Consider the following 13,245-nt stretch of genomic DNA (forward strand, 5'->3'; position numbering starts at 1 on the left):
CTCATTGGCTTTGGCGAAGGCGAAAACCTAAGCTCCCTCTCGCCAACGTATTCGCACAACAAGAACGCACCGGAGACACCCAAAACACCGCCATGGCCCACCGCCATGCCGCGCAGGGGGCCGCCGCGCGCGTTCGCCGACCACCCTGAAAGCCGACGCCATGACGACACCCCGCCCCCTGCGCTCCGCCGCCTGGTTCAACAACCCCGAACACAGCGAACTCTCGGTCCTGCACCTGGCCTGGTTCCTGAATTACGGCCTCACCCGCGAAGAACTGCAATCGGGCAAGCCGATCATCGGCATCGCGCAAAGCGGCTCCGACCTCACGCCCTGCAACCGCCATCACCGCGAGCTGTCGCTGCGCGTGCGCGAAGGCATCCGCGAGATGGGCGGCATCGCGATGGAATTCCCGATGCACCCGATCCAGGAGAACGGCCGCCGCCCCACGGCCGCGCTCGACCGCAACCTGGCCTACCTGGGGCTCGTCGAGATCCTCACCGGCTACCCCATCGACGGCGTGGTGCTGACCACCGGCTGCGACAAGACCACGCCCGCCGCGCTGATGGCCGCAGCCACCGCCAACATCCCCGCCATCGTGCTGTCGGGCGGCCCGATGCTCAACGGTTGGCACGAAGGCCAGCGCACCGGCACTGGCACCACGCTGTTCAAGGCGCGCGAGCTGTTCGCCAAGGGCAGCATCGACTTCCCCGGCTACATCGACCTTGTGGGCTCCACCGTGCCCTCGGCCGGCCACTGCAACGTGATGGGCACCGCCTCGACCATGAACGCCCTGGCCGAAGCATTGGGCATGAGCCTGCCCGGCTGCGCGGCCATTCCCGCGCCGTATCGCGAGCGCGGCCAGATGGCCTACGAAACGGGCCGGCGCATCGTCGACATGGTGCGCGAAGACCTCAAGCCCTCGGACATCCTCACGCGCTCCGCCTTCGAGAACGCGATCGTCGTCAACTCGGCCATCGGCGGCTCGACCAACGCGCCGATCCACCTCATCGCCATCGCCAAGCACGCGGGCGTCGAGCTCAACATCCAGGACTGGGAAAAGGTCGGCCTCGACGTGCCGCTGCTGCTCGACATGCAGCCCGCCGGCAAGTACCTCGGCGAGGAGTTCTACCGCGCGGGCGGTGTGCCCGCCGTGGTCGCCGAGCTGCACCGCCATGGCCTGATCCGCACCGACGCGCGCACCGTCAACGGCCACACCCTGGCCGCCAACTGCGCCGACGCGCCGGTGAAAGACGCCGACGTGATCCGCCCCTTCGACCAGCCGCTGCGCGAAAACGCCGGTTTCCTCGTGATGTCGGGCAACCTGTTCGACAGCGCGATCATGAAGACCAGCGTCATCTCCGACGAGTTCCGCGCGCGCTACCTGAGCCGGGCCGGCGACCTCGACGCCTTCGTGGGCCGCGCCATCGTGTTCGACGGCCCGGAAGATTTTGAAGCCCGCATCGAAGACCCGTCGCTGGACATCGACGCGAGCTGCATCCTGTTCATGCGCGGCGTCGGCCCCATCGGGCACCCGGGCTCGTCGGAAGTGGTCAACATGCGCGCGCCCTCGCACCTGCTCAAGAGCGGCGTGTCGGCCTTGCCCTGCATCGGCGACGGCCGGCAGTCGGGCACCTCGGGCTCGCCGTCGATCCTCAACGCCTCGCCCGAAGCCGCAGCTGGCGCCGGCTTGGCACTGCTGCAGACCGGCGACAAGGTGCGCGTGGATTTGAAGGAGCGCACCGTCAACATGCTCGTCGACGACGAGGTGTTGCAAGCGCGCGCCCGTGACCTCGAAGCGAAGGGCGGCTACCCGATTCCCGCGAGCCAGACGCCGTGGCAGGAGATCCAGCGCGCGATGGTGGACACGCTGTCCGAAGGCATGGTGCTGAAGCCGGCGACGAAGTACCAGCGCGTGGCACAGACGGCGGGGATTCCGCGTCGGAATCACTGAGGACGGCTGCTGTTCAGGGCGCGATCCCGCCGACGGGTGCCTTGCTCCGCGAATGTCCTCCGGCCTGCGGCCTCCCCCTTGATTTCGCTGCGCAAGGCATCCATCGACGTGATCGTCGAGCCGAGCGGTTGTTGATCGGCGCGCACCAGCGATGTGTCCCGTGCTCAGGACACTGGGTGCTTCCCGCAGCGAAATCAAGGAGGAGGGGCGAAGCCCCGGGGGACATTCGCGGAGGGAAGTACCCGGTGGCCTGTGCACACGCCCTGAATGAACCCGCCCCCGCACCCAGAATTTTTTAAATCAGAAGAAGGAGTCAGACATGAAGTGGATGAGCGTTCAAACGCCGCAGGGCCCCCGCGTGGGCTACATCAAGGACGGCGCACTGCAGCCCGTCGATGCGGCCCGCATGCAGGACATCGTCGAAGGCCTGCCCTGGCGCGATGCAGGCCAGCCGATCCCCCTCGCCGACGTTAAGCCCACGCTGCCGTTCGCACCGAGAAACATCATTTGCATCGGCGCCAACTACCGCGACCACTGCATCGAGACCGGCCTGGCCATCCCCGAGAAGCCCGTCGTGTTCGCGAAGTTCAGCAACACGCTGGCCGCTGATGGCGATGCGATCACCTGGCCCGAAGGCTTCACCGAGAAGGTCGACTGGGAAGCCGAACTCGGCGTCGTCATCGGTAAGCGTGCACAGGGCGTGAGCGAGGCCGAAGCGCTCTCGCATGTGTTCGGCTACGTGGCTGCCAACGACGTGAGCGCGCGCGACGTGCAACTGGGCGAGGCCCAATGGGTGCGCGGCAAGTCGCTCGACGGCTTCTGCCCGCTCGCGTCCACCGTCGTCACGCGCGACGAAGTGGCCGACGTGCAATCGCTGGGCATCCGTTGCCTCGTCAACGGCGAGGCCGTGCAGTCGTCCAACACCAGCGAAATGATCTTCTCGGTCGCGTTCCTCATCGCGTACCTCTCGCGCGCCATCACGCTGGAACCCGGCGACCTGATCCTCACCGGTACGCCCGCCGGCGTCGGCCTGGGCCTGAAGCCGCCACGCTTCCTGAAGCGCGGCGACGTGGTCTCGGTCGAGATCGATGGATTGGGTTCGGTGACGAACCCCGTCCACGGCGCGGTCGCAAGGGGCTAGCCTCCACGGCTTTCAGACAGACCTAACTATTCAGGAGACAACAACAATGACAACCACGAGTCCCTACGGCGAGCTGGTCACAGGCGCCATCCACAAGGCGCGCTGGCGCCTGCTGCCCATGCTGATCGTCATGTACATCATGTCGATCCTCGACCGCGTGAACGTCGGATTCGCCAAGCAGGCGCTGCAGATCGACACCGGCCTGAGCAACAGCGCCTTCGCGCTCGGCGCCGGCATCTTCTTCGTGAGCTACGCGATCTTCGAAGTGCCGAGTAACGTGATCCTGTCGCGCGTCGGCCCGCGCATCTGGCTGTGCCGGATCATGGTCACCTGGGGGCTCGTGGCCTCGGCCATGATGTTCGCCACCACCGAGACCTCCTTCTACGTGCTGCGCTTCCTGCTCGGCATCGCGGAGGCGGGCTTCTACCCCGGCGTGCTGCTCACCCTGACCTACTGGTTCCCCGCGAAGGTGCGTGCGCAGGCCAACGGCATCCTGCTGTTCGGCTTTGCGGGCGCGCTCGTCATCGGCGGGCCGATCTCCGGTGCGCTGCTCGACATGAACGGCATCGGCGGCCTCAAGGGCTGGGAGTGGATGTTCCTCATCGAGGGCCTGATGGCCGTGGTGGTGGGCATCGTGGCCTTCTTCGTCATCGTCGACCGGCCGCACAACGCGCCGTGGCTCACGAGCGCGCAGCAGAACGCACTGCAGGCCGTGCTCGACCAGGAAGCGGCGGAGAAGTCGGCCGACAGCCCGCAGACCGTGTGGCAGACGCTGTGCAATCCGCGGGTCATGTTCTTCGCGCTGAACTTCTTCATCGTGCAGATCGCCGCCTACGGCCTCATCTTCTATCTCCCGACCCAGGTGGGGCAGATCCTGGGCCAGAAGATCGGCCTGCTGGTCGGCTTCGTCACCAGCATCCCGTGGCTGCTGGCGCTCTTCGTCGTGTACTTCGTCACGCGCTGGTCCGACCGGCACCACGACCGCCGCCGCGTCACCGTGGCCACGCTGTACACGATCTTCGGCGTGTGCGTGTGCCTGTCGGCGCACGGCTCGCCGATCTTCGCGATCGCGGCGCTGTCGATCGGCGCGTCGACCTACCTGTCGGGCACGCCGATCTTCTATGCCTTCCTGTCGGAGCGGCTGTCGGGCCTGGGCATTGCCACGGGCATCGCGCTGGTCAATTCCATCGGCAACCTGGGCGGCTTCGTGGCGCCCAACCTGCGGACCTACGTGGAGCAGAACCACGGCGGCTCGGCCGCGGGGCTGTACACGCTGGGCAGCGCGGCGCTGCTGGCCGCACTGATGTTGGCGCTCATGCCCAAGGGCTGGCGCGTGGCGAAGAAGAGCGGGGCTGCGGCGGCGCCGGCGGCCGTGCTCGACGGCCGGGCGCGCGCCTAGCCGTTCAGAAGGCCTGTCGCCAGACGCGCGACAGGGCCTGCCACGCGCAGTCCACCTCCGGCCGCTTGAGCGCGCCGGCCAGGCAGACAAAGCGCAGGTCGCAGCCGATGCTCACGCGGTCGGCAATGACCAGGCCGTCGCGCTGGCTGGCCTGCAGCGCCAGCGCGTCGCGCGCCAGCGAAATGCCCACGCCGGCGCGCACCAGCGCCAGCATCGACATCTCCTGGTCGGCCTGCGCCGCCTTCTTCAGCACCAGCTTGTGGGCCTGCAGCACCGGCGCCAGCAGCCGCGAATGCGAGGAGGTCGCCGGTGCCAGCACCCACGGCAGGTAGGCCAGCTCGGGCCAGTCGCGGCCCAGCACCTGCGGCGCCCAGCCGCTCGGGCCGATCACCTGGTAGTTGAAGCGCGCCAGCACCTGCGAATGGAACAGCTCGCCGTCGTGGCGCCGTGACGCGGCGCTGGCCTGCGGCAGGTCGGTGGCCTCGGGGTCGCCGAGATAGAAGCCGATGTCCAGCTCCTTGTTCAGCAGTTGGGCCAGCACGTCGCCGCTCGTGCCCTGGTGCAGCTCGGTCTCGAGCTCGGGCGCCAGCGCCACCAGTTCGGTGAGGAAGGGGCTGAGCCGCGTGAAGTCGGGGTCGAGGATGGTGCCGATGCGCAGCGAGCCACGCACGCCGCCCTTGAGCCGCTCGGCGGCCACCGCGAAATCGTTCAGGCTCTCGAGCGCATGCTCCGCGTGGTTGAGCAGCGCCGCTCCGTCGCGCGTGAGCAGCAGGCCGGTGGGCGTGCGCTGGAACAGCTCCAGCTCGACCAGCGCGCCCAGCTCCTTGAGCTGCAGGCTCACGGCGGGCTGCGTGAGGAACAGACGCTGCGCACCGCGCGACACCGAGCCCTCGCGGGCCACGGCCACGAAGGCCTGCAGGAGCCGGGGCTCGATCTTCTTCATGCCGCGCCGGGGAAAGGCTGCAGCTGCTTGTACATGACGAAGGCGTCCACGAAACCGTGCTGCGGATGCCTGAATGCGCCCGGCAGCGTGCCGACGATGGCGAAGCCCATGTGCTGCCACAGCCGCACCGCGCGCTCGTTGGTGGAGACGACGAAGTTGAACTGCATCGCCAGGAAGCCCATGCGCAGGGCCTGCTGCTGCGAGTGTTCGCACAGCGCCGAGGCCACGCCCAGGCCGCGCGCCGCCTCGGACACCACGTACCCGCAGTTGCTCACGTGCGCGCCCTGGCCGGGCTGGTTGGGGCGGATCACATAGGTGCCGAGCACGGCGCCTTCGTCGTTGCAGGCCACGAAGGTCAGGGTGGGCACCTTCGTCCACGAGTGACGGGCCTGTTCCTCCGTGACATCGGGCGGGTAGGTGTAGGTGTCGCCGCGGCGGAACGTCGGTTCGAGGACGGCCCAGAGGGCGGGCCAGTCGGTATCGAGGGCTTCGCGGATCTGGATCATGGGGTGATTCGGAAAAGGTGCGACATGCCAACAAGGATAATCCGCGCCCATGGAAATCATCAGCTTTCTCGTCGACTTCATCCTTCACGTCGACAAACACCTCGAGGCCTTCGTGGTCGCCTACGGCCCCTGGGTCTACGCGCTGCTGTTCCTGATCGTGTTCGTCGAGACCGGCGCGGTGGTCATGCCGTTCCTGCCGGGCGACTCGCTGCTCTTCATCGTCGGTGCGCTGTGCGGCGTGGGGCTCATGAGCTTTCCGCTGGCCTGCGGCATCCTGATCGCGGCGGCCATCCTGGGCGACCAGTGCAACTACTCGATCGGGCGCTACTTCGGGCCCAAGGTGTTCCAGTGGGAGAACTCGCGCTTCTTCAACCGCAAGGCCTTCGACCAGGCCCACAGCTTCTACGAACGCTACGGCGGCATCACCATCGTGCTGGCGCGCTTCATGCCCTTCATTCGCACCTTCGCGCCCTTCGTGGCCGGCGTGGCCGAGATGAACCGCGCGAAGTTCACGGCCTACAACGTGGGCGGTGCGCTCATCTGGGTGCTGGGCATCGCCACCGCGGGCTACTTCTTCGGCAACCTGCCGTTCGTGCGCCAGCACCTGGACAAGATCATCTGGGCGCTGATCTTCGTGCCCGGCCTGCTGGCGATCTTCGGCGCGTGGCGCGCCTCGAAGGCCGAGAAGGCGCGGGCGGCGGCGTCGCAGGCCTGAGCCGCTCCCGGCTCGCCCCAAGAAAAAACGCGCCCGAGGGCGCGTTTTTTCGTTGAGGGTTGGAATGATCAATCAGTAGCGCGGCCCGTTGTCCGGGTAGTAGCCGCTGCCGCGCGGGTAGCGTTGCTGGTTGTAGTAGTTGCGCTCGTCGACGTTGCGGCCCACCTGGTTGCCGATGATGCCGCCGATGGCCGCGCCGCCGAGCGTGCTGCCCGTGTTGCCGCCGATCGCATGGCCCACCGCCGCGCCGCCGAGTGCGCCAATGCCGGTGCCGAGGTTCTGGTTCGGACCGCTCGCACAACCTGCCAGCGTCATGACCGAAGTGGCAGCTGCAGCGGCGATCCAGAGACGTGTCTTCAACATGAGGTCCACCTTTCGAGAGTGATGGCTCATCATGGTCAAAAGTATGCATTTCGCGGTGTAGGAGCCTGCCGCGCTTGCCTGTGCGCAGGGGCGCGTGTTGCGGAACGCAACGCCTGAAAGCGGGTGTGGCCAGGTGGTGCTAGGGGGTGCGCGGCTTCGGCGCCTTCTTCTTCGGGGCTTCCAGCGCACCCGACGACGCGGCCCGAAGGATGCGGCGGAAGGTGGGGCACTCCATGTGGCTGGGCGCGGGGCAGACCGCCGCATGCCGCAGGCCGTCGCGCATCGCCGTGAGCTGGCGGATCGTGCGGTCGAGGTCCTGCGCCTTGTCCGCGAGCAGCTGCCGGTCGATGCGCGGCTTGCCTTCGGGCGAGAACATGTGGCCGATTTCCTCCAGCGAGAAACCGGCGGCGCGCCCCAGCGCGATGAGCGCCAGCCGCTCCAGCACCTCGGGTGCGAACACGCGGCGCAGGCCGTGCCGGCCGGTCGAGGCGATCAGCCCTTTTTCTTCATAGAAGCGCAGCGTCGAGGCGGGAACGCCGGCGCGTTGCGCGACTTCCGAAATGTCCATGTGCCGGCCCCCTCTTGACTTCAAGTCGACTTGAATTGGCACAGTCTAGCTCTCGCCGCTTGAAGGCACCTGAAGGAAAACGATCATGGACGACACATCTCCCGCCAATGCCGAACAGGCCGCCTTGTGGAACGGCCACGCCGGCAGCGCCTGGGTCCGGACGCAGGCCGTGCTCGACGCGATGTTCCAGCCGCTCGAAGCGCGGCTGAGCGACGCGGTGCGCGCCGTGGGCGCCCGCCGCGTGCTCGACGTGGGTTGCGGCACCGGCCGCACGACGCTCGCCGTGGCGCGGCAACTCGGCCCGGCGGGCCAGTGCCTCGGCGTCGACATCTCGGCACCGATGATCGAGGCGGCGAAGGCCCGCGCTGCACGCGAGGTGCTCCCGTCGGCCCGCTTCGTCTGCGCCGACGTGCAGGGCCACGCCTTCGAGCCGGCCGCGTTCGACACGGTGATCTCGCGCCTGGGCGTGATGTTCTTCGACGACCCGGTGCGGGCTTTCGCGAACCTGCGGCATGCCGCGACGGAGGGCGCGGCCCTGCGCTGCATCGCCTGGCGCGGCGGGGCCGACAACCCGTTCATGACCACGGCCGAACGTGCCGCCGTGCCGCTGCTGCCCGGCCTGCCGCCGCGCCAGCCGAACGCACCGGGCCAGTTCGCGTTCGCCGACCGCGCGCGGGTCGCGGGCATCCTCGCGGCGAGCGGATGGGGCGAGGTCGACATCCAGCCCTTCGAGGTCGAGTGCGCGTTCCCCGCGACGGCGCTGGCCGACTACTTCACGCGGCTCGGGCCGGTCGGCCTGGTCCTGCAAGAGGTGGATGCCGCGACGCGCGCGCAGGTCGTCGAGACGCTGCATGCCGCCTTCGCGCCTTATGTGCAGGGCGACGACGTGCGCTTTGTCGCAGCCTGCTGGATGATCGCGGCGCGCGCGCCGGGGCGGGAGCGTGGCCATGTCTGAGGCCGTCGAATGGGCGCTGCGCACGCTGTGGATCGGCGCCGGCGCGACGGTGGTGATGGACTTGTGGGCCGTGCTGCGCCAGCGCCTGTTCGGCATTCCCTCGCTGGACTACGCGCTCGTGGGTCGCTGGCTCGTGCACCTGACGCGTGGGCGCTTCTTTCACGATCCCATCGGCAAGTCGCCGCGCGTGGCGGGCGAGGGCGTCATCGGCTGGACCGCGCACTACCTGCTCGGCATCGCGTTCGCGGCCGTGCTGCTCGCGGGCTGGGGGCTGGCGTGGGCGCGCCAGCCGACGCTGGTGCCTGCGTTGATCGTCGGAATCGGCACTGTGCTCCTGCCGTTCTGCGTGATGCAGCCTGCGATGGGCGCGGGCTTTGCCGCGCGCCGCACGCCGCGCCCGGCGATGGCGCGGTTCCAGAGCTTGGTCACGCACGGCATCTTCGGCGTCGGCCTTTATCTGGCCGCGTGGGGTGCCCGCGTGGCGAGCTTCTAGCCTAGAGCTGGCGGCTGCGCGCGAGCGGCGGGTTCTGCGCGAAGTAGCGCTGGATGCCGCGCATCAGCGCGTCGGCCAGGTTTTCCTGGTAGTCGGCGCGGCGCAGATTGGCTTCTTCCTCGGGGTTGCTGATGAAGGCGGTCTCGACCAGCACGCTCGGGATGTCGGGCGCCTTCAGCACCGCGAAGCCGGCCTGCTCGACCTGCGCCTTGTGCAGCCGCGCGCCGATGCCCTTGATCTCGCCGAGCATCGCGCCGCCGAGCTTCAGGCTGTCGTTGATCTGCGCGGTGGTGCTCATGTCGAGCAGTGCGCGCTGCACCTGGGCCTCGTGGTTGCCCACGTTCACGCCGCCGACCTTGTCGGCGTCGTTTTCCTTGTTGGCCAGCCAGCGCGCAGCGCTGCTGGAGGCGCCGCTCTGGCTCAGCGCGAACACGCTGGCGCCGCGCGCGGCGGGCGTGGTGAAGGCGTCGGCATGGATGCTCACGAACAGGTCGGCCTGCACACGCCGCGCCTTCTGCACGCGCACGCCCAGCGGCACGAAGAAGTCGGCGTCGCGCGTGAGAAAGGCGCGCATCGGGCTGCCGTTGACGCTGGCCGCGTTGATGCGCTCGCGCAGGCGGTGCGCCACCTGCAGCACGATGTCCTTCTCGCGCGTGCCGTTCGGGCCGATGGCGCCGGGGTCTTCACCGCCGTGGCCGGGGTCGAGCGCCACGATGATGATCCGGTCGGTGCGGCTGGCCGTGGCGCGCGGCGGCGGGCCGGGCGGTGTCACGGGCCGGGCCGGGGGCGCCGCGGCCACCACGGGCGGCGGTGCCGGCGGCAGCGGCATGCCGCCGGGCGGCAGGGCCGGTGCGGGGCCGGAGGGCGCGGGGCGCGCGGCCTGCTGCGCCATCAGGTCGCCCAGCGGGTCGCCGGGCGGCATGGCGGGGCGCACGGGCGCGGGGGCCGGCGACGGTGCGGCGGGAGCGGGCGGGGCGGTGGCGACGATGGGGCCGTTGCTCGGGGCGGTGGTGGTGCTGCTGCCGTTCTTGGGCGCATCGCGCAGCCGCTCGGCGATCAGCGCTTCCATCGGGTCGATGGCCTGTTCGGGGTACAGGTCGAGCACCAGCCGGTGCTTGTAGGCGGCCACGGGCGCCAGCGAGAACACCTGCGGGCGCACGGTCTGCTTCAGGTCGAACACGATGCGCACCACCTTCGGTGCGTTCTGCCCGATGCGCAGGCCGTTGATGTACGGGTCGCCCGGCTTGATCTTGCCGACCAGGTCGCGCAGCTCGGTGTTCAGGTCGATGCCCTCAATGTCCACGGCCAGCCGGGGCGGGCTGCCGACCACGAGCTGCTGCGAGTTGAGGCGGGCGTCGGACTCGATGGTCACGCGGGTGTAGTCGGCGGCGGGCCACACGCGCACGGCGAGGATGCTGGCGCCGCGCGCGATCTGGTGCACGCCCAGCATCAGCGCGATGCTGCCGCCCTGCAGCAGCACGCGCCGTTTCAGGCCGGTCGCCTTCATGCGGCCAGGCACGCCAGCAGATCGCTGCCGCGAGGGGTGTTCGCCAGGAGGGTCACGCTGCGGGTGTCGTCGGTCATTGCTTCTATTTTAATAGCTAGGTCGGCAGGTGGGGTGCGCCCCGCGGCGTTCTCCGGCCACTCGGCCAGCTTGAGGCCCGGGCCCGCGAAGATGTCGCGGAAGCCCGCGTCGTCCCATTCGCGCGGGTCGGCGAAACGGTAGAAATCGAAGTGGTAGATGGCCAGCCCGTCGGGCGCCTCGTGCGGCTCGACCACCGCGTAGGTGGGGCTCTTGATGCGCCCGGTGATGCCGAGCGCGCGCAGCAGGTGACGCACGAAGGTGGTCTTGCCGGCGCCCAGGTCGCCCTGCAGCGCGATGAAAGCGTCGCGCAACGCGGGCGATGCGGCGAGCGCGCGCGCCAGCGCGTCGGTGTCGTCTTCGCCCTGCCAGCGCAGGGTGCGCGTTTCTACAATCGGCAAGTGATCGTCAGCCATCCACTCGTTGCTCGTATTCAGGCCTTGGCCCGGGAACTCGGATTCTCCCAAATCGGAATCGCGGGCGTCGATCTGTCGAGCGCCGAAGACGGTCTGATGCAATGGCTGGCCCATGGGTTCCATGGAGAAATGCAATACATGGCAACGCACGGCACGCGCCGCGCGCGGCCCGCGGAGCTGGTGCCGGGCACGGTGAGCGTGATCACCGCGCGCATGGACTACCTGCCGCGCGACACCGACGCCGAGTGGCAGGCCATCGAGTTCGACCGGCTGCGCCGGCCCGGCGAGGCCATCGTGTCGCTGTACGCGCGGGGCCGCGACTATCACAAGGTGCTGCGCAACCGCCTGGCCAAACTGGCCGAGAAGATCGCCGAAGAGGTCGGCCCCTTCGGCCACCGCGCCTTCACCGATTCGGCGCCGGTGCTCGAGGCCGAGCTGGCCTCGCGCAGCGGCCAGGGCTGGCGCGGCAAGCACACGCTGGTGCTCGACCGCGACGCGGGCTCGATGTTCTTCCTGGGCGAAATCTACGTCGACATGGCGCTGCCGCCGAGCGAGCCCGTCAGCGCGCACTGCGGCAGCTGCAGCGCCTGCATCGACGTGTGCCCGACGCGCGCCATCGTCGCGCCGCAGCGGCTCGATGCGCGCCGCTGCATCTCGTACCTGACGATCGAGCACGCCGGCGCCATTCCGTTGGAACTGCGCCCGCTCATGGCCAACCGCATCTACGGCTGCGACGACTGCCAGCTGATCTGCCCCTGGAACAAGTTCGCGAAGAAGAGCACGCTGCCCGACTTCGATGCGCGCGAGGGGCTCACGGGCCGTACGCTGGCCGAGCTGTTCGCGTGGAGCGAGGAAGACTTCCTGCGCCGCACCGAAGGCAGCCCGATCCGCCGCATCGGCCACGAGCGCTGGCTGCGCAACATCGCGGTGGCGCTGGGCAATGCGGTGCGATCAGGCGAGGGCGGCGCGAAGGAAGCGCTGGCCACGCGCGCCGAACATCCGAGCGAACTGGTGCGCGAGCATGTCGCTTGGGGGCTGGCGCAGCAGCCCGAAGATCCACCGACTTAAGCGGGCAGGATCTCGCGCACGCGTTCCCAGGGTCGGCACATGAGCGTGCCGCGCGGCGACACCACGATCGGGCGTTGCAGCAGGATCGGGTGCTCCACGATCGCGTCGAACAGCTGGTCGTCCGTCAGTTTCTCGTCCGCCAGCTTCAGTTCTTCGTAGGGCGCTTCCTTGGTGCGCAGCAGGTCGCGCGCCGTCAGGCCCATGGCCTTCGCCAGCTCGCGCAGCTTCTTCTTCGAGGGCGGCGTTTCCAGGTACAGGACGATCTCGGGCTCCACGCCGCTTTCGCGGATCAAGCCCAGCACGTTGCGCGACGTGCTGCAGTTGGGCTTGTGGTAGATCGTCATCGGGTAGGCGGTGGTCGGTGTGCGTGCGGTCATGGCGTCGATTATGAGAAGAGAAGAACAGGCCTCAGCTTGTCTCTTCGTCCGCATCCATCGAGAACGGAAAGCGCGCCGACCAGAACGCCGCCAGCCGCGGGTCGGCGTCCACGCGCCGCACCACGCGCGCCATGCGCGGCGCCACGCGGTAGAAGCGCCGGCGGGTCGGCGTCCAGCGCGACACCACGGTCACGTACAGGTCGAGCATGCTGAGCTTGTCGCCGAGCAGGTAGGGCGACGGTTCGTCGATCTGCGTGTCCATGAGGTGCCAGCAGTGCGCGATGCGCGCGGCCGTGCGCTCGAGCACCACGGCCTGCGCGGCGGCATCGGCCGCGAGGCGCGACGGCTCGTCGCGCACCCAGAACATCGAATAGATCGAGGCCGGCAGGTAGACCATCCAGCGCAGGTACTGCGCGCGGCGCGGATCGCCGGGCGCGGGGCAGAGCCCGGCCTCGGGGTAGCGGTCGCCCAGCCAGATGAGGATGGCGGCGCTCTCGGTCATGACTTCGCCCGAAGGCAGCACGAGCGCGGGCACCTGCTGCATCGGGTTGACGCCGGTCAGCCGCTCGCGTTCGGAATCGCCCTCCCAGGGGGCGATGTCGACCGTGTCGACCTGCGCGCCGATCAGCGTCAGCGCGGCGTGGATGGGCGTGGCGCCCGAGCCGGGCGCCCCATAGAGGGTGTAGCGGTCGGCGGCTGCTGCTGCGACCGCCGGGGCGGATGGAGAGGCCATCCGCGCAGGTTACTGCAGGCTTGCGCCTCTTGCCA

The 13,245-nt window shown here is 69.0% G+C and carries 15 protein-coding genes; 7 read left to right on the forward strand and 8 right to left on the reverse strand.

Annotated elements, in window-relative coordinates:
• The first annotated feature begins 160 nt into the window (after positions 1–160).
• From AC1RGU_RS14485 to AC1RGU_RS14495, 3 genes are all read left to right on the forward strand, one after another.
• Complete coding sequence (locus AC1RGU_RS14485; protein ID WP_492696649.1) at positions 161–1,951, forward strand: IlvD/Edd family dehydratase; 1,791 nt, start codon at positions 161–163, stop codon at positions 1,949–1,951.
• A gap of 319 nt (positions 1,952–2,270) precedes the next feature.
• Positions 2,271–3,092 (forward strand): fumarylacetoacetate hydrolase family protein, encoded by an 822-nt coding sequence (locus AC1RGU_RS14490; protein ID WP_492696650.1) that lies wholly within the window; start codon positions 2,271–2,273, stop codon positions 3,090–3,092.
• Positions 3,093–3,138: 46 nt separating this feature from the next.
• Positions 3,139–4,491 carry an MFS transporter gene (locus tag AC1RGU_RS14495; RefSeq protein ID WP_082818212.1) on the forward strand — a complete coding sequence of 451 codons (1,353 nt, stop codon included), beginning with the start codon at positions 3,139–3,141 and terminating at the stop codon, positions 4,489–4,491.
• Between the two features lie 4 nt (positions 4,492–4,495).
• Here the strand turns inward: AC1RGU_RS14495 and AC1RGU_RS14500 are convergent, their stop codons facing one another.
• Together AC1RGU_RS14500 and AC1RGU_RS14505 are read right to left on the reverse strand one after the other, a co-directional pair.
• Positions 4,496–5,434, reverse strand: a complete 939-nt coding sequence (locus AC1RGU_RS14500) for a LysR family transcriptional regulator (protein ID WP_062478516.1) — start codon at positions 5,432–5,434, stop codon at positions 4,496–4,498.
• Positions 5,431–5,940, reverse strand: coding sequence for a GNAT family N-acetyltransferase (locus tag AC1RGU_RS14505; protein WP_492696651.1), 510 nt, complete (start codon positions 5,938–5,940; stop codon positions 5,431–5,433). The genes AC1RGU_RS14500 and AC1RGU_RS14505 overlap by 4 nt, the downstream gene beginning before the upstream one ends.
• Positions 5,941–5,989: 49 nt before the next feature.
• On the opposite strand from AC1RGU_RS14505, the gene AC1RGU_RS14510 reads away from it, so the two are divergent.
• A complete protein-coding gene (locus tag AC1RGU_RS14510; protein WP_062478522.1) occupies positions 5,990–6,655 on the forward strand; it encodes a DedA family protein in 666 nt (221 codons plus the stop codon).
• 72 nt (positions 6,656–6,727) lie between these two features.
• Here the strand turns inward: AC1RGU_RS14510 and AC1RGU_RS14515 are convergent, their stop codons facing one another.
• Positions 6,728–7,018 carry a YMGG-like glycine zipper-containing protein gene (locus AC1RGU_RS14515; RefSeq protein ID WP_223301444.1) on the reverse strand — a complete coding sequence of 97 codons (291 nt, stop codon included), beginning with the start codon at positions 7,016–7,018 and terminating at the stop codon, positions 6,728–6,730.
• 139 nt (positions 7,019–7,157) lie between these two features.
• Positions 7,158–7,586 carry a helix-turn-helix domain-containing protein gene (locus AC1RGU_RS14520; RefSeq protein ID WP_139699904.1) on the reverse strand — a complete coding sequence of 143 codons (429 nt, stop codon included), beginning with the start codon at positions 7,584–7,586 and terminating at the stop codon, positions 7,158–7,160.
• 85 nt (positions 7,587–7,671) lie between these two features.
• On the opposite strand from AC1RGU_RS14520, the gene AC1RGU_RS14525 reads away from it, so the two are divergent.
• Positions 7,672–8,541 carry a class I SAM-dependent methyltransferase gene (locus tag AC1RGU_RS14525; protein ID WP_492696652.1) on the forward strand — a complete coding sequence of 290 codons (870 nt, stop codon included), beginning with the start codon at positions 7,672–7,674 and terminating at the stop codon, positions 8,539–8,541.
• A complete protein-coding gene (locus tag AC1RGU_RS14530; protein ID WP_492696653.1) occupies positions 8,534–9,034 on the forward strand; it encodes a DUF2938 domain-containing protein in 501 nt (166 codons plus the stop codon). Before AC1RGU_RS14525 ends, AC1RGU_RS14530 begins: the two co-directional genes overlap by 8 nt.
• A gap of 1 nt (position 9,035) precedes the next feature.
• Here AC1RGU_RS14530 and AC1RGU_RS14535 read toward each other — a convergent pair whose 3' ends face one another.
• Together AC1RGU_RS14535 and tsaE are read right to left on the reverse strand one after the other, a co-directional pair.
• Positions 9,036–10,541, reverse strand: a complete 1,506-nt coding sequence (locus tag AC1RGU_RS14535) for an N-acetylmuramoyl-L-alanine amidase (protein ID WP_492696654.1) — start codon at positions 10,539–10,541, stop codon at positions 9,036–9,038.
• Positions 10,538–11,032, reverse strand: a complete 495-nt coding sequence (gene tsaE, locus AC1RGU_RS14540) for a tRNA (adenosine(37)-N6)-threonylcarbamoyltransferase complex ATPase subunit type 1 TsaE (protein ID WP_056579690.1) — start codon at positions 11,030–11,032, stop codon at positions 10,538–10,540. Before tsaE ends, AC1RGU_RS14535 begins: the two co-directional genes overlap by 4 nt.
• Between tsaE and queG the strand changes: the two genes are divergently transcribed.
• Positions 11,018–12,100: a tRNA epoxyqueuosine(34) reductase QueG gene (gene queG / locus AC1RGU_RS14545; RefSeq protein ID WP_492696655.1), complete on the forward strand. Its 1,083-nt coding sequence runs from the start codon at positions 11,018–11,020 to the stop codon at positions 12,098–12,100. The two genes, tsaE and queG, sit on opposite strands and share 15 nt — an antisense overlap.
• Here the strand turns inward: queG and arsC are convergent.
• Both arsC and AC1RGU_RS14555 read right to left on the reverse strand, forming a co-directional pair.
• Positions 12,097–12,477 (reverse strand): arsenate reductase (glutaredoxin), encoded by a 381-nt coding sequence (arsC, locus tag AC1RGU_RS14550; RefSeq protein ID WP_062473487.1) that lies wholly within the window; start codon positions 12,475–12,477, stop codon positions 12,097–12,099. The two genes, queG and arsC, sit on opposite strands and share 4 nt — an antisense overlap.
• 31 nt (positions 12,478–12,508) lie before the next feature.
• The gene (locus AC1RGU_RS14555; RefSeq protein WP_492696656.1) at positions 12,509–13,210 is read right to left on the reverse strand and encodes a glutathione S-transferase family protein; all 702 of its coding nucleotides are present in this window, start codon (positions 13,208–13,210) and stop codon (positions 12,509–12,511) included.
• Positions 13,211–13,245: the final 35 nt, after the last annotated feature.

The organism is Variovorax sp. GW823-FHT02B07 (assembly GCF_058797695.1).